Below are 20,383 nucleotides of genomic sequence, written 5' to 3'. Positions count from 1 at the left end.
GGCCCGAGTCGTAACTAGCGGCGCTAGTTTTAGTCCTTGCCGGAGGGTGTCCCATGTCCGCGTCCTCGAAGTTGCCCCCGTTCGACCCCGCCGACCCCCTCGGCATCGACGACCTCCTGGAGCCCGAGGACCTGGCGATCCGGAGCACCGTGCGGGAGTGGGCCGCGGATCGGGTCGTGCCCCACGTCGCCGAGTGGTACGAGAAGGGCGAGCTGCCGGGGATTCGTGAGATCGCCCGGGAACTCGGCGAGATCGGCGCCCTCGGGATGTCCCTCAGCGGATACGGATGCGCCGGTGCGTCCGCCGTGCAGTACGGGCTCGCCTGTCTGGAGCTGGAGGCCGCCGACTCCGGGATCCGGTCCCTGGTCTCCGTGCAGGGGTCCCTCGCCATGTACGCCGTTCACCGGTTCGGGAGCGAGTCGCAGAAGCAGCAGTGGCTGCCCCGCATGGCCTCCGGCGAGGTCATCGGGTGCTTCGGGCTGACCGAGCCCGACCACGGGTCCGACCCCGCCTCGATGAGGACCTACGCCAAGCGGGACGGCTCCGACTGGGTGCTGGGCGGCCGGAAGATGTGGATCACCAACGGGTCCGTCGCCGGGGTCGCCGTCGTGTGGGCGCAGACGGAGGAAGGGATCCGCGGGTTCGTCGTGCCGGCCGACAGCGCCGGCTTCTCCGCCCCCGAGATCAAGCACAAGCTGTCGCTGCGCGCCTCCGTCACCAGTGAACTCGTCCTCGACGACGTACGACTGCCCGCCGATGCCGTGCTGCCCGAGGTGGTCGGGCTCAAGGGGCCGCTCAGCTGTCTCTCGCACGCCCGCTACGGGATCGTGTGGGGGGCCATGGGCGCGGCGCGTTCCTGTTTCGAGGCCGCCGTCGAATACGCGAAGACGCGGGAGCAGTTCGGCCGGCCGATCGGTGGCTTCCAGCTCACCCAGGCCAAACTCGCCGACATGGCGCTCGAACTGCACAAGGGGATTCTGCTCGCCCATCACCTGGGGCGGCGCATGGACGCCGGCCGCCTGCGTCCCGAGCAGGTCAGCTTCGGCAAGCTCAACAACGTCCGCGAGGCCATCGACATCTGCCGTACGGCGCGGACCATCCTCGGTGCCAACGGGATCTCGCTCGAATACCCCGTGATGCGGCACGCGACCAACCTCGAATCGGTGCTCACCTACGAGGGCACCGTCGAGATGCACCAGCTCGTGCTGGGCAAGGCGCTCACCGGACTCGACGCCTTCCGCTGATCCCCACCAGGGGGCAGGGCCGGCGAGCGGCCCTGCCTCAGCTCTGGTTGTAGAAGCCGTCCGTGCGGTGTGCCGACGCCTCGCCGTTGATGATCTCGGTGTCGGCCGGGGTCAGCAGGAACACGCGGTTGGACACGCGGTCGATCGAGCCGCGCAGACCGAAGATGAGCCCCGCCGCGAAGTCGACGACGCGCTTGGCGTCGCCCGGCTCCATGGCCGTGAGGTTCATGATGACCGGAACCCCGTCCCGGAACAGCTCGCCGATGGCGCGGGCGTCCCGGAAGCTGTCCGGAGTGACCGTGCCGATGCGGCGGCCCTTCTCCTCGGCGACGTCCGTGGCCACCTTGACCCGCGGGTCGGTGACCCAGGCTTCCCCGGGCTCGGTCCCTTCGGAGTAGTCGTCGTCGTAGTAACGCTCGTCATCGTTGTCGTCAACGAGGCCCAGCCAGGCACTCGCCTTGCGCACCGATCCCATGGACGCCTCCTCTCACAGCGGTCTCTCTTACATTCCGCATCCCTATGGTCATCCATGATGCGGACGTCGCGCCAAGTGGATAGACGCCGCGCGGGGGGTTTGTGACGGTACTGGTGCACAGCGAATTCGTCGAGAGCCCCTGTCCCCCAAGGGGCATGCCACGTACGGCTGCTGACTGTGAGTGAAATATGATTCTTCACGGCGTATGGGTGATGCTGGGTGCGTACGGGTGAACGAGGCGAGCATGGTGATCCGTACCACGGTCGCTACGATGCGGCAGCTCAGCGTCGTGAGAAGTGTCGTAAGAACCACGGGGGGACGTCGTGTTCGGAATCGTCAGGCCATGTCGTCATCGGCTCGGTGAGCAGCTCGCGGGTCAGTGGATGGCGCATTTGTGCGGGTTGTGCCTCTCGTTGCGTGGGGACCACGGTCAGTTCGCTCGGATCGTGACGAACTACGACGGGCTCCTTATCTCTGTTCTGACGGAGGCTCAGGCCGAGCAGGACAGTGGATTGCGGCGTACGGCGGGGCCGTGCGCGTTGCGCGGGATGCGGACCGCGTCCGTCGCGCAGGGTGAGGGCGCGCGGCTCGCCGCGGCCGTCTCGCTGGTGCTCGCCTCGGCCAAGGTGCGTGACCATGTGGCCGACGGGGACGGGCTGCTGGCCCGTAAGCCGGTGGCGCTCGCCGCGCGCCGGGTGGCCGCGGGGTGGGGTGCGGCGGGTGCCCGTAGCGGGTCGGCCGTCGGGTTCGACACCGCCGTACTCGTCGACGCCGTGGACCGGCAGGTCGGCATCGAGGCGCTCGCCGGGCCCGGCACGCCGATCCTCGCCGTGACCGAACCGACCGAGACGGCGACCGCCGCCGCCTTCGCGCACACCGCGATCCTGGCCGGACGGCCGCACAACGCCGCGCCGCTCGCCGAGGCCGGACGCCTCTTCGGACGGCTGGCGCACCTCCTGGACGCCGTGGAGGACCGGGCGGCCGATGCCGCGGCGGGTGCGTGGAACCCGCTCACCGCGACCGGGACCTCGCTGCCCGAGGCGCGGAGGCTCGCGGACGACGCCGTGCGGGGGGTGCGGCTGGCGCTGCGCGAGGTCGCCTGGGGGTCTGGGGTCTCCCCGGAAAAACACGGTAGCGGTGCCAAGCTCGCGCATCTGCTGCTCGTGCACGAGCTGCGGCGCTCGGTGGACCGGGCGTTCGGCACGGTGCCGATGTGTGCGTCGCACCAGGCCGGGCCCTATGGGGAGCCGCCACAGCAGGGGCAGCCGCCGCAGGGGCAGCCGCCGCAGGGGCAGGGGCCGTACGGGCAGGGGCCGTACGGGGCGCCGCAGAATCCGTATGCGGGCCAGAACCCGTATGCCGGTGGGAATCCGTACGCGGGGGGCGGGGGAGCGCCCGGCCATGGCGGCCATGGCGGTGGCGGTGGTGACTTCGGTGGGTTCGGTGGTGGGCCGGCCGCTCAGCCGCCGAAGGGCCGGCGTGGGTTCTGGGCCGGCTGCGGGATGTTCTGGCTGCTGTGCTGCACCTGCAAGCTGTGCTGCGCGAAGGAGTACGAGGGTCCGTGGTCCCGTAAGAAGCGCGAGGGCTGCTGCCGGGACTGCGACTGTGACGGCTGCGACTGCTGCTGCCCCTGCGACGGCTGCTAGGCGCTCCGCTTGGGTGCCGTGATGGGGGAGTGCCGCGATGGGTGGTAATCGTCTGCGGGTCCGTCGTGGCTGGTCGCGCAGTTCCCCGCGCCCCTTGGGGGCGCTGCCGAACCGCCGCCGCGGGGGAGCGCAAGCTGCGCTGACCGGGGCAGGAGCGGCCAAATTGTACAGGTGGTTCAAAAGTTGACGGCCGAAAGGCGCTCTTGCGCCAACCGGCCGTTCGGCCGAATACTCCCCCTCAGCGCTTGTCAGGGGCACGGCATGTTCGGAATCCGGACATGCGGTCGTCTGACTGCGCCTCACGGGCCCCACCCCACGCGGGCCCCCGACTTCCCTTGGAGGGAACGAAACGTGAGGATCAAGCGCACCACCCCCCGCAGTGGTATTACGAGACGGACCCGGCTGATCGCCGTTTCCTCCGGCCTCGTGGCCGCAGCCGCGATCGCGATCCCCAACGCGACCGCCGCCGACTCTCCCACCACCTTCAGCGCCGCCGAACTCAAGAGCGCCAGCGGCTCGGTGCTGAAGGCCGACATCCCGGGCACCGCCTGGGCGGTCGACAGCAAGACCAACCGCGTCACGGTGACCGTCGACCGCACGGTCTCCCAGGCGGAGATAGCGAAGATCAAGCAGCAGGCCGGGAGCAACGCCGACGCGCTCACGATCAAGCGCACCCCCGGCAAGTTCAGCAAGTTCATCCAGGGCGGCGACGCCATCTATGCGAGTAGCTGGCGCTGCTCGCTCGGCTTCAACGTCCAGGACAGCAGCGGCAACCAGTACTTCCTGACCGCCGGGCACTGCACCGACGGCGCCGGGACCTGGTACTCCAACTCCGGCCGCACCACGGTCATCGGCTCGACCGCCGGCTCCAGCTTCCCGGGCAACGACTACGGCATCGTGCGCTACTCCGGGTCCGTCAGCCGGCCCGGCACCGCGAACGGCGTGGACATCACCCGCGCGGCCACGCCGAGCGTGGGCACCACCGTCATCCGGGACGGCTCCACCACCGGTACGCACAGCGGCCGGGTCACCGCCCTGAACGCGACCGTCAACTACGGTGGCGGCGACGTCGTCTCCGGCCTGATCCAGACCACCGTCTGCGCCGAGCCCGGTGACTCCGGCGGTTCGCTCTACGGCAGCAACGGCACGGCGTACGGTCTGACCTCCGGCGGCAGCGGCGACTGCACCTCCGGCGGCACGACCTTCTTCCAGCCGGTCACGGAGGCCCTGAGCGCCTATGGCGTCAGCGTCTACTGACATTCGGTCGGACGCCGGTATCCGGCCGTCCTGAACCGGCCGGCCTGGCCTGTATGGCCTGACCGGAAGCCAGCAGCATGTGAGCCCCCGCACGCAACTGCCGTGCGGGGGCTCGCCCTTGGTCGCGTCGCGGGTTTACCGTCGAAGTGCAGGCAGTACTCCCCTGTCATGCGCTCACGTCGGACCCCGGGGGGTCGTGATGGTCGAGGAGCTGGTGGCGGTGGGAGTGACGCTCGCGTCCGCCGGCGCGGTGTACGTGACGGCGGCCGCGCGGGTCGTCAAGCAGTACGAACGGGGCGTGGTCTTCCGTCTCGGGAAGCTCCGGCCTCAGGTGCGCGGGCCCGGGTTCACCATGATCGTTCCGGGCGTCGACAAGCTGCGCAAGGTGAACATGCAGATCGTGACGATGCCCGTGCCCGCGCAGGAGGGCATCACTCGGGACAACGTCACCGTGCGGGTCGATGCCGTCGTCTACTTCAAGGTGTCCTCGCCGGCCGAGGCGGTCGTGCGGGTGGAGGACTACCGGTTCGCGGTCTCGCAGATGGCTCAGACGTCGCCGCGCTCGATCATCGGCAAGAGCGAGCTGGACGATCTGCTGTCCAACCGTGAAAAGCTCAACCAGGGGCTGGAGTTGATGATCGACAGTCCCGCGGTCGAGTGGGGTGTGACGATCGATCGGGTGGACATCAAGGACGTGTCGCTGCCCGAGACCATGAAGCGGTCGATGGCCCGGCAGGCCGAGGCCGACCGCGAGCGGCGGGCCCGGGTCATCAACGCCGACGCCGAACTCCAGGCCTCCAAGAAGCTGGCCGAGGCCGCCCATCAGATGGCCGATACGCCTGCCGCTCTGCAACTTCGGCTGCTGCAGACGGTGATGGCGGTGGCGGCCGAGAAGAACTCCACGTTGGTGCTGCCGATTCCGGTGGAGTTGTTGCGGTTTCTGGAGAAAGGGGCGCAGGTCGCGACCTCTGGTTCCGGGCGGCCGCAGGCCGTGCGGGACGAACCTCCGCCGCTTGAGCCGCGCTTGGATTCGGGCTGCGGAGGGTCGAATTCAAGACAGGAGTAGACCTTACGCACTGCTTATGGATTGCTTGCTCGTGGTGTTTGCTCTGCGAAGAACCGGGGTGTGACTGTGCACGGTCAAGGCGGTGGGGGCGCGCAACCGTGTTCTACGCGCGTCCGGAACTCGACCTTGTGCGCTCCCTGCGGGCATCGGAATAGTGAGCGTTGTTCAACCGGCCCGGACGCGGCATTTGTTGTGAGCCGCCTTCGTCGCCGTACGCCTTCCGGTTCGTGAGGTCCCCACAACCTCTCGGGCCGACCCCCCACAGGAGGACGTAAGTTGAAGCACCGACGCATACCCAAGCGGCGTGCAGCCGTGGCAGGTGCGGGCATCGCCGCACTGGTCGCCGCGGGAGTGACCTTGCAGACTGCGAACGCCAGCGAGACGCCTGAGACGTCTGCGCCGAAGACCCTGTCGATCGGCGCGGCCGGAAAGCTCGCCTCGACGCTGGCGAAGGACCTCGGCGCCGATGCCGCGGGTACCTACTACGACGCGCAGACCAAGAACCTTGTCGTGAACGTCCTCGACGAGGCCGCCGCCAACACCGTCGAGGCGGGCGGCGCCAAGGCCCGGGTCGTCGAGAACTCCCTCGCCGAGCTGAAGAGCGCCCGTACGACGCTCAAGCAGGACGCGACCATTCCCGGCACCGCCTGGGTGACGGACCCGGCGACGAACAAGGTCGTCGTCACCGCCGACCGTACGGTGTCCGACGCCGAGTGGGCCAAGCTCGGCAAGGTCGTCGACGGGCTGGGTGCCACGGCGGAACTCAAGCGGACGAAGGGTGAGTTCAAGCCCTTCATCGCCGGCGGTGACGCGATCTCCGGTGGCGGTGGGCGTTGCTCGCTCGGCTTCAACGTGGTCAAGGGCGGTGAGCCCTTCTTCCTGACCGCCGGGCACTGCACCGAGTCCATCTCCGCCTGGTCGGACTCCAGCGGCAAGGAGATCGGCACCAACGAGACGTCCAGCTTCCCGGACAACGACTACGGGCTGGTCAAGTACACCGCCGAGGTCGACCACCCGAGCGAGGTCAACCTCTACAACGGCTCCGCGCAGGCCATCAGCGGTGCCGCCGAGGCCACCGTCGGTATGGCGGTCACCCGCAGCGGTTCGACCACCCAGGTGCACGAGGGCAAGGTCACCGGCCTGGACGCCACCGTGAACTACGGCAACGGTGACATCGTCAACGGGCTGATCCAGACCGACGTCTGCGCCGAGCCCGGTGACAGTGGTGGCTCGCTGTTCTCCGGCGACAAGGCGATCGGGCTCACCTCCGGCGGCAGCGGTGACTGCACCGCCGGTGGGGAGACGTTCTTCCAGCCGGTGACGGAAGCGCTGTCGGCCACGGGTACTGAGATCGGCTGACGGTTCGTCGCTTCGTGAAGTCCCGCCCCGTGTGTGAGGGGCGGGACTTTCGCGTTGTGCCTCCGGCGGTTGGGCCGGGGTGGGTGTGGCGGCCTGTGGGGGGCGGTGGGGGTGCGCGTTGATGCCTGCGGCGGCCTGTGCCGGTTCGGTGGGGGTTCGCGTAGCGCCTGCGGGTGGGTGGTGGGTCGGGGCCGCTGCCGGGGGGTGTCCGTCCTCGGTCGGGCGGTTGCCGTTGGGTTAGAGGTGCTGTTTTTTTTGACGCCCACCGCTGCGGGCGGACACCCCCCGGCACGTCCCCTTGCCGCCGTACGCGGGTGCGGGTGCGTTCGCCCGTGGGGCTACGGCGTCTTCGACTTGGCGCCTGTTCGTAGCCGTGCTGCCAGTAGCGTGATCGCGATTCCGGCCGCTGCCCATGCCGAGAGGACCAGGAGGGAGTCGGTCGTGTCGTTGCCCTTGAAGTAGGCGATCGAGCGGGTTGTCCATGTTCCCGCGCCCGGTGGCAGTGCCGGGCCGATGTCTCTCCAGAACGGGGGGAGCAGTGGGGGCGGGAGGGCGCCGCCCGCGCTCGGGTTGCCCAGGATGACGATGATCAGGATGACCAGGCCGATGCCGGCCAGGCCGAAGAGGGCCTGGAAGGCGAGCGTGGCCGCGCCCACCGCGAAGATGATCAGGGCGCCGACGCCCCAGAGGGCGGCGATGCTGCCGGGGAGTGCGCCCAGGACCGGGCCGACGATCAGGGCGCCGCCGAGTCCGCCGACGAGGGCGACGAGGGCCATGGCGATGAGGCGGATCACCGAGCGTTTGGGGGTGGGGCGGCCGGCGCCCGAGCTGATCGTCATGATCGACGCGCAGAGGTAGCCGCCTACGCACCAGCCCACGGTCACGTAGAAGGACGTGAGCCCGTTGGCGTCGTGCGGGTCGGCGGGGGCCACGTCGATGGTGCGGAGGGTGCGGGCCTCGGATCTCTCCAGGGTGGTGAGGAGTGATTCCAGGGTGGTGGCCAGGACTCTGCCGCCTCCGGTGGCCACCAGGAGGGTGTCGGTGGTGCCGGTCGGGTCGATCAGCAGGGCGCCGTCGATGTCGCGGTTCAGGATCTGCTTGCGGGCTGTTGCCACATCGGCCGCTGTGCGGGGGGCCAGGGGGTCGCCGGGCAGGTTTTCCAGTCGGTCCACCGCTTGTCGGGCGGCTGCCTCGGGTGCCACGACCCCGAAGGGCACGTCCTTGGGCTTCGGGTCGTGGAGCGCGCCCACGTAGGAGGCGATGAAGAGCAGAGCGAGGGCGACCACGCCGGTCACGAGCAGGGTGGCTCGTGGAGTGACGGCGTCCTTCACCTCGGCCGTGAAGGAGCGGTGCGGAGTGTCGGCGCCCGTGGTCTGCGTCATGCCCCCACGGTCCGGGCCGTCGGGTGTTTGCGCAGGTGGGAGGCGGCCGAACGGATGTCGTACGGATGTTCGAGAAACGGTCCGGAAATGGTCTATGGTGGGGGTGGGAGAGTTGGGAACTGATGTTCGAGAGCCGGTGTTCGGCCGGCCTCGGGCTCATGAGTGGGGAGGTGCGTGTGCCTGGTTTCACGCATCTGCACACCGTCTCCGGGTTCTCCCTGCGATACGGCGCCTCGCACCCGGAGCGGCTGGCCGAGCGTGCCTCCGAGCGGGGCATGGATGCCCTGGCGCTTACCGACCGGGACTCGCTCGGGGGCGCGGTTCGTTTCGCCAAGGCCTGTGCGGCGGCGGGGGTGCGGCCGTTGTTCGGTGTGGAGCTGGCCGTGGAGGAGTTCGGGCTCTCGGGGGCGGGTGAGTCTGTGGGCCGGCGGCGCCGGGTTCCGGTTCGGGGCGGCGCCTTTGTCGATGAGTCGATGCCTCGTGTCACCTTTCTTGCCCGGGACGGAGCCCGTGGGTGGGGTGACCTGTGTCGGATCGTTTCGGCTGCGCATGCCGGTGAAGGGCCGCCGCTGTTGCCCCGGCAGGACAATCGGGGGGACGGGCTGATCGTCCTGCTCGGTACCGAGTCCGATGTGGGGCGTGCGCTTGCCGCCGGTCGTCCCGATCGGGCGGCCCGCCTGCTCGGGCCCTGGCGGGAGGTCTACGGTGACTCCCTGCGGCTGGAGGCCGTCTGGCACGGGCGTAAGGGCACCGGGCCGGGGTCGTTGCGGCTGGCCGCCCGTACCGTCGGCTTCGCCGCCGAGCAGCGCGTGCGGCCGGTGCTGAGCAATGCCGTCCGGTACGCGGATCCTGGTCTGGGGCCGGTCGCCGATGTCCTGGATTCCGCGCGTCGGCTCGTGCCCATCGACTCCACCAAGGAGCTGGACTCCGGTGAGGCCTGGCTCAAGGGTGCGGGTGAGATGGCGCATGTCGCCGAGCGGGTTGTCGAGGCTGCCGGGTTCCGGCGCGATACCGCGTACCGGCTGCTGGAGCAGACCGGGGCGGTGGCCGCCGGGTGCCTTGTCGATCCCGAGGACGACCTCGGCATCGGCAGCGTGCACTTCCCCGAGCCGTACCTCGTCGGCGCCGGACAGCGCACCGCTCAGCGGGCGCTCGCCTCGCGGGCGGTGGCGGGCATGGTGCTGCGCGGCTATGACGGGCGGCGGGCGTACTGGGAGCGGATGCACCAGGAGCTGGACATCATCGCCCATCACGGGTTCGCTTCCTACTTCCTGACGGTCGCTCAAGTCGTCGATGATGTAAGGAAGATGGGGATTCGGGTGGCCGCGCGGGGTTCCGGTGCGGGCTCGCTCGTCAACCATCTGCTCGGCATCGCGCACGCCGATCCCGTGGAGCACGGGCTGTTGATGGAACGCTTCCTGTCCAAGCGCCGGCTGGTGCTGCCCGACATCGACATCGACGTGGAGTCCGCGCGGCGGCTGGAGGTCTATCGCGCGATCATCGACCGGTTCGGGACCGAGCGGGTCGCGACCGTCTCGATGCCGGAGACCTATCGGGTACGGCATGCGATCCGGGACGTGGGTGCCGCCCTGTCCATGGATCCGGCCGACATCGACCGCATCGCCAAGTCCTTCCCGCACATCCGGGCGCGGGATGCCCGGGCGGCGCTGGACGAGCTGCCCGAGCTGAGGAAACTGGCGGGGGAGCGGGAGAAGTACGGCAAGTTGTGGGAGCTGGCGGAGGCTCTTGACGGCCTTCCGCGTGGCATCGCCATGCATCCGTGCGGGGTGCTTCTCTCCGACGCCTCCCTGCTGTCCCGTACGCCCGTCATGCCGACCAGCGGCGAGGGCTTCCCCATGTCGCAGTTCGACAAGGACGACGTCGAGGACCTCGGGCTGCTCAAGCTCGATGTGCTGGGCGTGCGGATGCAGTCGGCGATGGCGCACGCGGTCGCGGAGGTGGAGCGGGTCACGGGGGAGCGGGTCGATCTGGACGCGCTCGACTTCGAGCGGGAGGACGGGGACCCGGCGACGTATCAACTCATCCGTTCCACCGAGACCTTGGGCTGCTTCCAGATCGAGTCGCCGGGGCAGCGGGACCTGGTCGGGCGGCTCCAGCCGGCCACCTTCCACGATCTCGTCGTCGACATCTCGCTCTTCCGGCCCGGGCCGGTCGCCGCCGACATGGTGCGGCCGTTCATCGAGGCGCGGCACGGGCGGGCGCCCATCCGCTATCCGCACAAGGACCTTCAGGGGCCGCTGCGGGAGACGTACGGGGTCGTCGTCTTCCACGAGCAGATCATCGACATCGTGCACATCATGACCGGGTGCGGGCGGGACGAGGCCGACCGGGTGCGGCGTGGGCTGTCCGATCCGGAGTCGCAGGGGCGGATCCGGGTGTGGTTCGCGCAGCACGCGGCGGCGAACGGGTACGACGCGGAGACCATTCGGCGGACCTGGGAGATCGTCGAGGCCTTCGGGTCGTACGGCTTCTGCAAGGCGCACGCGGTCGCCTTCGCCGTGCCGACCTATCAGTCGGCCTGGCTGAAGACCCATCATCCGGCCGCCTTCTACGCGGGGCTGCTCACCCACGACCCCGGGATGTATCCGAAGCGGCTGCTGCTGGCGGACGCGCGGCGGCGCGGGGTGCCGATCCTGCCGTTGGACGTGAATGTGTCGGGGGTCGCCCACCGTATCGAACTGGTGTCTGAATCCAAGGGTTCGAGAGGGGTCTGGGGGCTGCGGCTCGCTCTCTCCGACGTGCACGGCATCAGTGAGGCCGAGGCGGCGCGGATCGCGGAGGGGCAGCCGTACGCCTCGCTGCTCGACTTCTGGGAGCGGGGGCGGCCGAGCCGACCGCTCGCCCAAAGGCTCGCGCAGGTCGGCGCGTTGGACGCCTTCGGGGCCAACCGGCGTGATCTGCAACTGCACCTGACCGAGCTGCACCGGGGCGCCCGGGGTGGTGGCGGGGGCCAACTCCCCCTGGGCGGCGGGCGGAAGACGGCCGCGGCCGGGCTGCCCGACCTCAGCTCGGCGGAGCGGCTCAGTGCCGAGCTCGGTGTGCTGTCGATGGATGCCTCGCGCAATCTGATGGACGATCACCGGGCCTTCCTCGACGAGCTGGGCGTGGTGTCGGCGAAGCGGCTGCGTGATGCCCGGCACGGGGAGACGGTGCTGGTCGCGGGGGCCAAGGCGGCCACCCAGACGCCGCCGATCCGCTCCGGCAAGCGGGTCATCTTCAGCACCCTGGACGACGGGACGGGCCTGGTCGACCTCGCCTTCTTCGACGACTCGCACGACGCGTGCGCCCACACCGTCTTCCACTCCTGGCTGCTGCTGGTGCGGGGGGTCGTGCAGCGGCGCGGCCCGCGCAGTCTGAGTGTGGTGGGTGCCGCCGCCTGGAACCTTGCCGAGCTGATCGAGCTGCGTGACGAGGGCGGCCTGGACGTGGTGGCGGCGCGGCTGGCGGAGCCGGTGGCGGTGCCGGCGGGGGACGGCGGGGATCCGGCGCGGGGCCGGCGAATCCACATGCCCACCGGATACGAACTGAACCCGTGGGCCGATCTGCGGCCGGCGGGCCAAGAGCCTTCACAGGTACGGAAGTTGTGGCACCAGAGTCCGGGGAGTGCGGGATGACCATCCTCTGCGTACGTTTCCAGCTGCCGCCGATGCGCGAGGCGGCCCTGCCGGGGCTGCTCGGATTGCTGGAGGACTTCACGCCGGTCGTACAGGCGCTGCCGCCGGACGGGGCGCTCGTCGATCTGCGGGGTGCCGAACGGTACTTCGGGCGCGACGCGGTCGAGCTGGCGTCGGTGATCCGGGTGCGCGCCCTCGCCCACCACGGCGTCGACTGCGTGATCGGCGCCGGGCCGGGGCCGCTGCTGGCCCGCGTGGCGCTGCGGGACGCCCGGCCCGGGGTGACCTGTGCCGTCCCCGAGGAGCTGGACGCCATCGCGGAGTTCCTCGCCCAGAAACCCGTCGCCGCGCTGCCCGGCGTCGGCGCCGCGACCGCCCGCACCCTGTGCGAGTACGGCCTCGACACCCTCGGCCTGGTCGCCGCCGCGCCCCTGTCCACGCTCCAGCGCCTGGTCGGCGCGAAGGCCGGGCGCGATCTGCGCGAGAAGGCGACCGGAGTCGACCGGGGCCGGGTGGTGCCGAACGCCGTGTCGCGCTCGCTGGCCACCGAACGTCCCTTCACCCGCGACGAGTTGGACCCCGACCGGCATCGCCGCGCCCTGCTCTCGGCCGCCGAGGAACTGGGCGCCCGACTGCGCGCCCTGGACCAGGTCTGCCGCACCCTGACCCTCACCGCTCGCTACGCCGACCGCTCCTCGACGACCCGCAGCCGTACGCTGAAGGAGCCGACGGCCCACTCGGCGGCGCTGACCGGGGTGGCGTACGGCATGTACGACGCCCTCGGCCTCCAGCGCGCCCGCGTCCGTGCACTCGCCCTGCGCGCCGAGGGCCTCGACCCCGCCGAGCATGCCTCCTACCAGCTCACCTTCGACCCGCGCGACGAGAAGGCCCGCCGCATCGAGGAGGTCGCGGACCGCGCGCGGGCGAAGTTCGGGGCGCGTGCGGTGATGCCGGGGGCGTTGGCGGCGTAACTCCCTTCTCCTGTAGGTCAGTTGGCCCACGGCGGCGTGATGCGCGTACCGTCGGCCAGTTCCGCCGCCAGGCCGATGGAGGTGGTGACCCAGGTGACCGCGGTCCGGTCGGTCGGGTTCTCGACGGTCAGGGTGGCGCCGGGGTTGATGATCAGTGTGTCGCCCGCCGCGATCCGGTCGGTGCGGTCGTCGAGCGTGATCAGCAGCTCGCCGTCGAGCAGGTGCAGGATCTCCTCCCGGTTGACGGTGTGTGCGGGCGCCCTGGTCCCGGCCGGGATCTCGCCGCGCCAGGCGCACAGCTCCTTGCTGCCGGTGCGGGGGGTGGCGTACGAGACGAAGCGGGCGCCGTGGATTTCGTGGGTGACGGCTTCGGATGCGCGGATGACTGGCACAGGTGCCCTCCTGGGCGTAGACGGTCGGGATGGTCAAGCAGCTTGACCATATGAAGCTATGGTCAAGCTGCTTGACCAATCCGTCAAGGGTGTTTCAATGCCTCCGTGCAGAACTCCGAAGCCATGGCCCTGTCCGCCGCCCTGCTCGCCGTCGCCGGTGAGCTCACGCAACGCATCCATGACGGTGTGGTCGCCCGGGGCTTCGAGGGGCTGCGGCCCGCGCACGGATTCGCGTTCGCCCGGCTCGCCCCGAACGGGGCGACGGTCACCGACCTCGCCGCCCATCTCGGCGTGACCAAGCAGGCCGCGAGCCAACTGGTCGACGAGATCGTGCGCAAGGGCTACGCCGAGCGCCGACCGCATCCCGATGACGCGCGCGCCCGGCTGGTCGTGCTGACCGAGCGGGGGTGGGCCTGTACCCGAGCGGCCGAGGGGGCGGCTGCGGATGCCGTGCGGGCGTGGGTCGATGTACTCGGTGAAGGTGAAGTGCAGGCGCTGTACGGGCAGTTGGGGCGCATCGCGCCCTATGGGCCCATCAGGCCCGCCTGGTGACGGTTCATCAGGGGTTGTGAACCGCCCCTTACTATCACTGGAAGTTTTTACTGACGCGTAACTTCACACGTCTACTACTCGCCCGTAACTTGACGAGTGAACAGCATCCTCGTGATCCGGATCACAGGGCGTAAGGCCGTCGCACCTCCCTTGAGCCGCAAGGAGATCACCCGATGCTGCCCTGGAAACGAGCGCTCAGACCGCTGGCCGCGCTACTGCTGACTGCCGCGGTCGCCGTCGTCCCCGCCACCACCGCCCAGGCGGCCGAAGCGGCGGCGACCTCGAACAGTGGCTGGAACGACTACTCCTGCAAGCCGTCCGCCGCCCATCCCCGCCCCGTCGTCCTCGTCCACGGCACCTTCGCGAACTCCGTCGACAACTGGCTGGGACTCGCGCCGTACCTGGAGGACCGCGGCTACTGCGTCTTCTCCCTCGACTACGGCCAGCTGCAGGGCGTGCCGTTCTTCCACGCCCTCGGCCCCATCGACCGGTCGGCGGAACAACTCTCCGCCTATGTCGACAAGGTGCTCACCGCGACCGGCGCCGCCAAGGCCGACCTCGTCGGTCATTCGCAGGGCGGCATGATGCCCCGCTACTACCTCAAGTTCCTCGGCGGTGCCGCCAAGGTGAACGCCCTCGTCGGCATCGCGCCCAACAACCACGGCACCACCCTGGCAGGGCTCACCAACCTGCTGCCGTACTTCCCCGGCGCGGAGGACCTGCTCAGTGCCGCCACTCCCGCCCTCGCCCAGCAGGTCGTCGGATCCGACTTCATGACCAAGCTGAACGAGGGCGGCGACACTGTCCCCGGCGTCCGCTACACGGTCATCGCCACCAAGTACGACGAGGTGGTCACGCCGTACCGGAGTCAGTTCCTGAACGGGCCCGGCGTGAAGAACGTCCTGATCCAGGATCTGTGCGCGGTCGACATATCCGAGCACGCGTTCCTGGGGCTGACCGACCGGATCGCCTTCCACGAGGTGGCCAACGCGCTCGACCCGGCCCGCGCCACTGCTACCACCTGCGCGTCCGCGATCGGTTGAGCACGTGAGCACGTGAGCACGTGAGCACGTGAGTGCGTGAGTGCGTGAGTGCGTGAGTGACATGAGCAGGGAACACACCGCCGGGGCCTGACCGGCCTGAGCCGCCGGTCAGGCCCCGGAACCCTGGGGCCGCAGAGCCCGGGATCAGCGGCCGTGGCGACCGCCAGCCGCCGCCCGCCTGCGCACCGATGCGAACAGGACCGCCGAACCCAGCGCCAGGGTCGCCGCACCGCCCATCGCGAGGTACGCCGTGCTGCTGTCGCCGCCCGTCTCGGCGAGGTTCTCGGTGGCGCCGGCTGCCTTCGGCCGGTTGGCCGGGGCGGTGGACCGCTCCTCCTCGGCCGCCGCGACCGGCTCGGCCGCGACCGGCTCCGCCGACGTGCCGGCGTCCTGGTCCCCGTGGCCGCGGTGCTCGATCGTCGACTGGTCGGCGCCGTCCTCGATCTGCCCCTCGGAGGGCGCGGAGGCGCTCGGTGCCGGGGCGGCCTCGCCGCTGTCGCCGGCACCGCTGCCGCCCCCGAACGTGACGTCCGAGCAGGAGTAGAACGCCTCCGGGCTGTCCGAGCGCTGCCAGACCGCGTACAGCAGTTGCTTGCCGGAGCGCTGGGGCAGGGTGCCGGAGAAAGTGTAGAAGCCGCCCGAGGCCGCCGGGTCGGTGGCCGACGCCACCGGGTTCGCCAGGTCCAGGCCGTCCCAGGCCAGCGGCTTCGCCGGGTCGTAACCGGCCTTGGTGATGTAGACCTTGAAGGTGCCCTTGTGCGGGGCGGTCACGCGGTACTTGAAGGTGTACGACCCGCTGCCCACGCTCGTCGCCGGCCAGTCGGCGCGGGCCAGGTCCAGGCCCTTGAACGCGTCGCTGTTCGCGCTGCACAGCCTGCCGTCCGGGATCAGCTCCTGGTGGCGGCCCGCCGCGTCGCCGATGCGTATGCCGTTCCAGTCGTAGAGGGCCTGGGTGCCGCCGGCCGCGACCGCCGCCTTGCAGGCGCCGGACTTCGGGCTCTCGGGGCCTTCCGCGTAACACTGCGAGACCCGGCTGACCGGGTCGCCCATCGAACCGTGCGCCGAGGCGGGGACGGTGGCGAGAGCGGTCAGGGCGAGCGGGGTCAGGCCGAGGGTGGCGACGGCGGCGGCCTTGCGGCGTGCGGGCATGAAAGATCTCCTCAAGGGGGTCCTGACGCGTGGGGTGAATCCCGTGGGGGCGATCAGAAACTAGCCCGAGGAAACCGCGAAATCGCCTGCTGGAGGCGGGTGATGGCGATCTTTAGGGTCGCCTTAAGGGAGTGTTCGGACTGCGATGAGGTAGGTACCGTCGCGATATGACGGACGACGACATCAGGCCGGCGGTCACCGCCGACGTACGCGCGGTGAAGGCCGTGACCGACGCCGCCTACCGGCACTACATAGAGCGCATCGGACGGGCGCCCGTGCCCATGGAGGCGGATCACGCGGCGAACGTGGCCGCGGGGAAGGTGTTCGTGACGGGCGAGCCCGTGATCGGGCTCGTCGTGCTCGAGATGCACGACGATCATCTGTTCCTCGACAGCATCGCCGTCCACCCCGACGCGCACGGCAGGGGCGTGGGGCGACGGCTGCTGCACTTCGTGGACGCACGCGCGCGTGCGCTCGGCCTGCCCGAGGTCAGGCTCTACACGAACGCCCTGATGTGGGAGAACCAGAAGATCTACCCGAAGTACGGCTACGAGGTCGTCGAGCGTCGCGTGGAGGGCCCGTACGACCGCATCCACTACCGCAAGCGGATCGGCTGAGTTGTTTCATGCGGCCGGCAGGGCGTCTCAGCCCTCCGGCCACCAGGTCCGCGCGATGTCCTTGCGGACCTCCGGTCGTCCCGAGGAGGACTCGTCCGCCTCCTCCCGGAGCCGGCGGGCATCCGTCTTCCTCTTCAGGGGCTTCTGCACGGTCATACGGCGCATGGCTGCCTCCTTCAGGGCCACCGAGTTCCGCTTTGTCACGGAGGTAGACCCTTTTGGCGAGAGTTCCTCATCGCTGCTGGTCGTGTCAGTGGCGGGTGTCACGAATCGACTGTCAGTGGCGGGTGTCACTCTTGGCCCATGACGAACGGTGAACACCCCGTCACAGGGGCGGGCATGGATGTGGACTGGGACGCGGAGGCCGGCTCCTTCGACGACGAGCCGGACCACGGCCTGCGCGACCCCGAGGTGCGCCGGGCCTGGGCCGCCCGGCTGCGGTCCTGGCTGCCCGAGCGCCCCTGCGACGTCCTCGACCTCGGCTGCGGCACAGGCAGCCTGTCGCTCCTCGCGGCCGAACAGGGACACCGGGTCACGGGGGTGGACCGGTCCCCGGCGATGGTCGACCTCGCCCGCGCCAAGCTCGCCGGGCGTGACGCGGCCTTCCTCGTCGGTGACGCGGCGGGGCCACCGGTGGGGGAGGAGCGGTTCGACGTGGTGCTGGTACGGCATGTCCTGTGGGCCCTGCCCGACCCGGGCCGTGTCCTACGGCACTGGCGTGGGCTGCTGCGCCCGGGAGGGAGGTTCGTGCTGGTCGAGGGCGTGTGGGGGACGACCGCGTCGGCGGTCGGTATACCGGCGGACCGGCTCACGGCTCTGCTCGCACCGCTCGTCCAGGACGTGCGCGTGGAGCGACTGTCCGATGACACGCGCCTGTGGGGGAAGGACGTGGACGACGAGCGGTACGTGGTGCTGGCGGGGGTGGCCTGAGCAGGGCGGAGCTACTCGAGCAGCCCTTTGAGGCCCTCCCCGCGCGCCAGCGCCTCCAGTGCGTCCAGCGCGGACACGGCGGCCGCGGCGGCCTGCGGATCCGTCTGCCCGAGGCCGCTCTCGGCGAACTCGTCCTCATCCAGGCGGCGCACGTCCGAGCCGTCGGCGGAGCACCACAGGTCCAGGTCGAGGTCCTCGACGACCAGCTCGGTACCGGACAGCGTGGCCGGGCGGGTGATGTCGCAGTACCAGCCCTTGAGGGCGCCGGTGGCGTCGCGGACCTCCTTCACGGCGTACCAGCGGTCGCGCCAGTAGTACTCGGTGAAGACGTCGCCCGGCTCGAAGCGCACGAAGCCGAAGTCGCGGACCCCGGCGCCGGACCAGGGGGCGCGGACGGTGATGCGGGTGCCGTCGTCGGAGAGCGGTTCCGCCTCGTAACGGATCTTCGTACGGCCGCCCTTGACCAGGACCACGTCCAGCACACGGGCCTGGTCAGCCGAGTTCGCGGACATAGCGCACCTCCGTCGCGCAGATCTGGTACCCGAACCAGAAGTTGATCGCCAGCATGGGCTCGTTGTCGGTGTCGTTGCCGGTGAACGCCTCTTTGTAGCCGGCGGCGCGGGCGCGGTGCAGGGAGGCGTTCTTGGCGAGTTTGGCCAGGCCACGGCCGCGGAAGGCGCGGGCCGTGCCGGTCATCGAGGTGGCGTAGCGGGTGTTTCGATCCGTGTACGCGGCGCTGAAGGCCGCGGGACGGCCGTCGACGACCGCGACCGACGTCAGGTCGAGGTCGAGGAGCGGGTGCTTCCAGGTCTCCTCGAGCCAGGCCTCGTAGTCGGTGAACTCGGTGCCGACGTCGCTCGGTTCGTCCGACGCCGTCTCCGCGTCCAGCTCGAACATCGGGCGCGGGTCGTCCACGAAGTCGGCGGCCGTGCGCAGCTCGACGCCCGGCGGGAGCTCCTTCAGGGGCGGGAGCGTGCCGTTCGCGAGGTCCAGGCGCAGGAAGTGGGCGGAGCGGCTGGCGCGATAGCCGTGCCGCTCGGCGAACGCGCGGTTGCCCGGCTCGTCGAGGACCCAGGAGAACAGCCTCGTCGCACCCTGTGCGGCCAGGTGCTCCTCGGCGGCGCGGACGAGGAGATCGCCGGCGCCGCGGTGCGTGCGGTCCGGCCGCACGTAGATGTTGAGGTAGCCCTGGCCGGGCTCCGGGCTGTCGTACGCGAGACCGATCTGGGCCGTGCCGATCATCTCGCCGTCCTCCTCCGCGACGAGGGAGCGGTAGTGCGCGTCGGGGTGGCTGTGTGTCTGGCGGTGGACGATCGCTTCCGGGACCCACAGGACGTAGGGGAGAGCGAGGTGGCGGGTGTGGGCGAAGAGCTCTACGTCGTCCGGCACTTCGAGGTGCAGATCGCGCACGGTCACTGTCATGAAGGCGCACGCTACGTGGGGATGTGCCGGGGTGCCTCTCATTTTCCGGCGGGTACGGGACAATCGCCCTTGTGACCTTGAAGATCCACATCGACGACAGTGCCGCGCCGTACGAGCAGGTGCGGGCCCAGATCTCCGAGCAGGCGCGATCGGGGGTGCTGCCGGTCGGGTACCGGCTGCCGACCGTGCGAGGGCTGGCGGAGTCGCTGGGGCTGGCGGCCAACACGGTCGCCAAGGCGTACCGTGCGCTGGAGAGCGACGGGGTGATCGAGACGCGGGGGCGCAACGGCACGTTCGTGGCGGCCGCCGGCTCGGCCGCGGAGCGTGAGCTGGCGTCGGCCGCGCAGGCGTACGTGGAGCGGGCTCGCAGGCTCGGGCTCGCGGAAGCCGACGCGCTGGCGGCCGTGCGGGATGCCCTGCGGGCGGCTTACGGGAAGTAGTCAGCGGCGTGCGGCGAACTCGGGCGTGCGGGTCACCGTAAGGCCCGCCCGCGTCGCCGCCCTCCCGAAGACGACCGCGTCCCGCACCGCCGCCCCGCCGGGGTCGTTGTTGAAGTACGCGTACATGTCCTCGGCGTCGGACCAGGTGGTCGCGATGCGGTCGACCCACGTCTCCAGGGAGCGTCGGCCGTAGCGGGGCCAAGGGTGGGCGCGACCCTCGTGGAAACGGACGTAGCCCCAGTCCGCGGTGCGCCACAGGGGAGCCACCGGACGGGCCCGGACGTCGGCCCAGCACAGGGCGGCACCCCGGGACTCCAGAACCTGTCGGGTCTTGGGCACCCACCAGGACTCGTGGCGGGGCTCGACCGCGATCCGCGTTCCGGACGGGAAGCAGGCCAGGCAGGCGTCCAGGAGCCCGGGGTCGGCGCGCAGGGTCGGCGGGAGTTGGAGGAGGACCGGCCCCAGGCGGTCGCCCAGGCCCGCCGCGTGGGACACCAGACGGTGGACCGGCTCCTCGGGATCCTTGAGGCGCTTGATGTGGGTGAGGTAGCGGCTCGCTTTCACCGCGACCACGAAGTCCCGCGGCACCCGCTCGCGCCAGGCCTCGAAGTTCCCCCGCGTCGGCAACCGGTAGAACGCGTTGTTGATCTCCACCGTGGAGAAGCGCTCCGTGTACTCCTCCAGCCACAGCCGCATGGGCACGTCGGTGGGGTAGAAGGCACCCCGCCAGTCTCTGTACTGCCATCCCGACGTCCCGACGAACAGGGTCATACACCCATGAAAGCACTGGACGGCTACAGGTA

At 70.3% G+C, this 20,383-nt stretch carries 20 protein-coding genes; 12 read left to right on the top strand and 8 right to left on the bottom strand.

What is annotated here, in order from left to right:
• Positions 1 to 53 precede the first annotated feature (53 nt).
• On the top strand, positions 54 to 1,244 hold the full coding sequence (locus tag AB5J49_RS10360) for an acyl-CoA dehydrogenase family protein (protein WP_369168261.1): 1,191 nt from the start codon (positions 54 to 56) through the stop codon (positions 1,242 to 1,244).
• A 37-nt stretch (positions 1,245 to 1,281) separates the two neighbouring features.
• Here the strand turns inward: AB5J49_RS10360 and AB5J49_RS10355 are convergent, their stop codons facing one another.
• Positions 1,282 to 1,719 carry a cell division protein SepF gene (locus AB5J49_RS10355; protein WP_274237863.1) on the bottom strand — a complete coding sequence of 146 codons (438 nt, stop codon included), beginning with the start codon at positions 1,717 to 1,719 and terminating at the stop codon, positions 1,282 to 1,284.
• Positions 1,720 to 2,042: 323 nt separating this feature from the next.
• On the opposite strand from AB5J49_RS10355, the gene AB5J49_RS10350 reads away from it, so the two are divergent.
• From AB5J49_RS10350 to AB5J49_RS10335, 4 genes are all read left to right on the top strand, one after another.
• Positions 2,043 to 3,365: a DUF5685 family protein gene (locus AB5J49_RS10350; protein WP_369168260.1), complete on the top strand. Its 1,323-nt coding sequence runs from the start codon at positions 2,043 to 2,045 to the stop codon at positions 3,363 to 3,365.
• A 351-nt stretch (positions 3,366 to 3,716) separates the two neighbouring features.
• On the top strand, positions 3,717 to 4,622 hold the full coding sequence (locus tag AB5J49_RS10345; protein ID WP_369168259.1) for a S1 family peptidase: 906 nt from the start codon (positions 3,717 to 3,719) through the stop codon (positions 4,620 to 4,622).
• Between the two features lie 199 nt (positions 4,623 to 4,821).
• Positions 4,822 to 5,688: a slipin family protein gene (locus tag AB5J49_RS10340; protein ID WP_369168258.1), complete on the top strand. Its 867-nt coding sequence runs from the start codon at positions 4,822 to 4,824 to the stop codon at positions 5,686 to 5,688.
• Between the two features lie 276 nt (positions 5,689 to 5,964).
• A complete protein-coding gene (locus AB5J49_RS10335) occupies positions 5,965 to 7,047 on the top strand; it encodes a S1 family peptidase (RefSeq protein WP_369168257.1) in 1,083 nt (360 codons plus the stop codon).
• Between the two features lie 338 nt (positions 7,048 to 7,385).
• Here AB5J49_RS10335 and AB5J49_RS10330 read toward each other — a convergent pair whose 3' ends face one another.
• Complete coding sequence (locus AB5J49_RS10330) at positions 7,386 to 8,429, bottom strand: DUF3533 domain-containing protein (RefSeq protein WP_369168256.1); 1,044 nt, start codon at positions 8,427 to 8,429, stop codon at positions 7,386 to 7,388.
• A gap of 176 nt (positions 8,430 to 8,605) precedes the next feature.
• Here AB5J49_RS10330 and AB5J49_RS10325 point away from each other — a divergent pair, with 176 nt between their 5' ends.
• Both AB5J49_RS10325 and AB5J49_RS10320 read left to right on the top strand, forming a co-directional pair.
• Positions 8,606 to 12,064 carry a DNA polymerase III subunit alpha gene (locus tag AB5J49_RS10325; RefSeq protein ID WP_369168255.1) on the top strand — a complete coding sequence of 1,153 codons (3,459 nt, stop codon included), beginning with the start codon at positions 8,606 to 8,608 and terminating at the stop codon, positions 12,062 to 12,064.
• The gene (locus tag AB5J49_RS10320) at positions 12,061 to 13,035 is read left to right on the top strand and encodes a hypothetical protein (RefSeq protein ID WP_369168254.1); all 975 of its coding nucleotides are present in this window, start codon (positions 12,061 to 12,063) and stop codon (positions 13,033 to 13,035) included. The genes AB5J49_RS10325 and AB5J49_RS10320 overlap by 4 nt, the downstream gene beginning before the upstream one ends.
• A gap of 17 nt (positions 13,036 to 13,052) precedes the next feature.
• On the opposite strand, the gene AB5J49_RS10315 is transcribed toward AB5J49_RS10320, so the two are convergent.
• On the bottom strand, positions 13,053 to 13,427 hold the full coding sequence (locus tag AB5J49_RS10315) for a cupin domain-containing protein (protein WP_369168253.1): 375 nt from the start codon (positions 13,425 to 13,427) through the stop codon (positions 13,053 to 13,055).
• Positions 13,428 to 13,532: 105 nt separating this feature from the next.
• Here AB5J49_RS10315 and AB5J49_RS10310 point away from each other — a divergent pair, with 105 nt between their 5' ends.
• Both AB5J49_RS10310 and AB5J49_RS10305 read left to right on the top strand, forming a co-directional pair.
• Complete coding sequence (locus AB5J49_RS10310) at positions 13,533 to 13,979, top strand: MarR family winged helix-turn-helix transcriptional regulator (RefSeq protein WP_369168252.1); 447 nt, start codon at positions 13,533 to 13,535, stop codon at positions 13,977 to 13,979.
• 173 nt (positions 13,980 to 14,152) lie between these two features.
• Positions 14,153 to 15,022 carry an esterase/lipase family protein gene (locus AB5J49_RS10305; RefSeq protein ID WP_369168250.1) on the top strand — a complete coding sequence of 290 codons (870 nt, stop codon included), beginning with the start codon at positions 14,153 to 14,155 and terminating at the stop codon, positions 15,020 to 15,022.
• A gap of 144 nt (positions 15,023 to 15,166) precedes the next feature.
• Here the strand turns inward: AB5J49_RS10305 and AB5J49_RS10300 are convergent, their stop codons facing one another.
• The gene (locus AB5J49_RS10300; protein ID WP_369168249.1) at positions 15,167 to 16,171 is read right to left on the bottom strand and encodes a lytic polysaccharide monooxygenase; all 1,005 of its coding nucleotides are present in this window, start codon (positions 16,169 to 16,171) and stop codon (positions 15,167 to 15,169) included.
• Positions 16,172 to 16,338: 167 nt separating this feature from the next.
• Here AB5J49_RS10300 and AB5J49_RS10295 point away from each other — a divergent pair, with 167 nt between their 5' ends.
• Positions 16,339 to 16,788: a GNAT family N-acetyltransferase gene (locus tag AB5J49_RS10295; protein WP_369168248.1), complete on the top strand. Its 450-nt coding sequence runs from the start codon at positions 16,339 to 16,341 to the stop codon at positions 16,786 to 16,788.
• 27 nt (positions 16,789 to 16,815) lie between these two features.
• Here the strand turns inward: AB5J49_RS10295 and AB5J49_RS10290 are convergent, their stop codons facing one another.
• A complete protein-coding gene (locus AB5J49_RS10290) occupies positions 16,816 to 16,992 on the bottom strand; it encodes a hypothetical protein (RefSeq protein ID WP_369175501.1) in 177 nt (58 codons plus the stop codon).
• Positions 16,993 to 17,091: 99 nt separating this feature from the next.
• On the opposite strand from AB5J49_RS10290, the gene AB5J49_RS10285 reads away from it, so the two are divergent.
• On the top strand, positions 17,092 to 17,718 hold the full coding sequence (locus AB5J49_RS10285) for a class I SAM-dependent methyltransferase (protein ID WP_369168247.1): 627 nt from the start codon (positions 17,092 to 17,094) through the stop codon (positions 17,716 to 17,718).
• A gap of 11 nt (positions 17,719 to 17,729) precedes the next feature.
• On the opposite strand, the gene AB5J49_RS10280 is transcribed toward AB5J49_RS10285, so the two are convergent.
• Positions 17,730 to 18,230: a DUF402 domain-containing protein gene (locus tag AB5J49_RS10280; protein ID WP_369168246.1), complete on the bottom strand. Its 501-nt coding sequence runs from the start codon at positions 18,228 to 18,230 to the stop codon at positions 17,730 to 17,732.
• Positions 18,211 to 19,140, bottom strand: coding sequence for an N-acetyltransferase family protein (locus AB5J49_RS10275; protein ID WP_369168245.1), 930 nt, complete (start codon positions 19,138 to 19,140; stop codon positions 18,211 to 18,213). The genes AB5J49_RS10280 and AB5J49_RS10275 overlap by 20 nt, the downstream gene beginning before the upstream one ends.
• A 71-nt stretch (positions 19,141 to 19,211) precedes the next feature.
• Here AB5J49_RS10275 and AB5J49_RS10270 point away from each other — a divergent pair, with 71 nt between their 5' ends.
• A complete protein-coding gene (locus AB5J49_RS10270; RefSeq protein ID WP_369168244.1) occupies positions 19,212 to 19,580 on the top strand; it encodes a GntR family transcriptional regulator in 369 nt (122 codons plus the stop codon).
• On the opposite strand, the gene AB5J49_RS10265 is transcribed toward AB5J49_RS10270, so the two are convergent.
• On the bottom strand, positions 19,581 to 20,351 hold the full coding sequence (locus AB5J49_RS10265; RefSeq protein ID WP_369168243.1) for a DUF72 domain-containing protein: 771 nt from the start codon (positions 20,349 to 20,351) through the stop codon (positions 19,581 to 19,583).
• Positions 20,352 to 20,383 lie beyond the last annotated feature (32 nt).

Origin of the sequence: Streptomyces sp. R28 (genome assembly GCF_041052385.1) — a bacterium.
GTDB lineage: Bacteria > Actinomycetota > Actinomycetes > Streptomycetales > Streptomycetaceae > Streptomyces.
The sequence above is the reverse complement of the archived record's forward strand: the minus strand, read 5'-3'. Positions and strand labels throughout refer to the sequence as shown.

Bases quoted from the DNA above. Each gene is read 5' to 3' on its own strand.
- AB5J49_RS10360 (WP_369168261.1), top strand. From the start codon at position 54: ATGTCCGCGTCCTCGAAGTTGCCCCCGTTCGACCCCGCCGACCCCCTC.
- AB5J49_RS10355 (WP_274237863.1), bottom strand. From the start codon at position 1,719: ATGGGATCGGTGCGCAAGGCGAGTGCCTGGCTGGGCCTCGTTGACGAC.
- AB5J49_RS10340 (WP_369168258.1), top strand. From the start codon at position 4,822: ATGGTCGAGGAGCTGGTGGCGGTGGGAGTGACGCTCGCGTCCGCCGGC.
- AB5J49_RS10330 (WP_369168256.1), bottom strand. From the start codon at position 8,429: ATGACGCAGACCACGGGCGCCGACACTCCGCACCGCTCCTTCACGGCC.
- AB5J49_RS10320 (WP_369168254.1), top strand. From the start codon at position 12,061: ATGACCATCCTCTGCGTACGTTTCCAGCTGCCGCCGATGCGCGAGGCG.
- AB5J49_RS10305 (WP_369168250.1), top strand. From the start codon at position 14,153: ATGCTGCCCTGGAAACGAGCGCTCAGACCGCTGGCCGCGCTACTGCTG.
- AB5J49_RS10300 (WP_369168249.1), bottom strand. From the start codon at position 16,171: ATGCCCGCACGCCGCAAGGCCGCCGCCGTCGCCACCCTCGGCCTGACC.
- AB5J49_RS10295 (WP_369168248.1), top strand. From the start codon at position 16,339: ATGACGGACGACGACATCAGGCCGGCGGTCACCGCCGACGTACGCGCG.
- AB5J49_RS10285 (WP_369168247.1), top strand. From the start codon at position 17,092: ATGACGAACGGTGAACACCCCGTCACAGGGGCGGGCATGGATGTGGAC.
- AB5J49_RS10280 (WP_369168246.1), bottom strand. From the start codon at position 18,230: ATGTCCGCGAACTCGGCTGACCAGGCCCGTGTGCTGGACGTGGTCCTG.
- AB5J49_RS10275 (WP_369168245.1), bottom strand. From the start codon at position 19,140: ATGACAGTGACCGTGCGCGATCTGCACCTCGAAGTGCCGGACGACGTA.
- AB5J49_RS10265 (WP_369168243.1), bottom strand. From the start codon at position 20,351: ATGACCCTGTTCGTCGGGACGTCGGGATGGCAGTACAGAGACTGGCGG.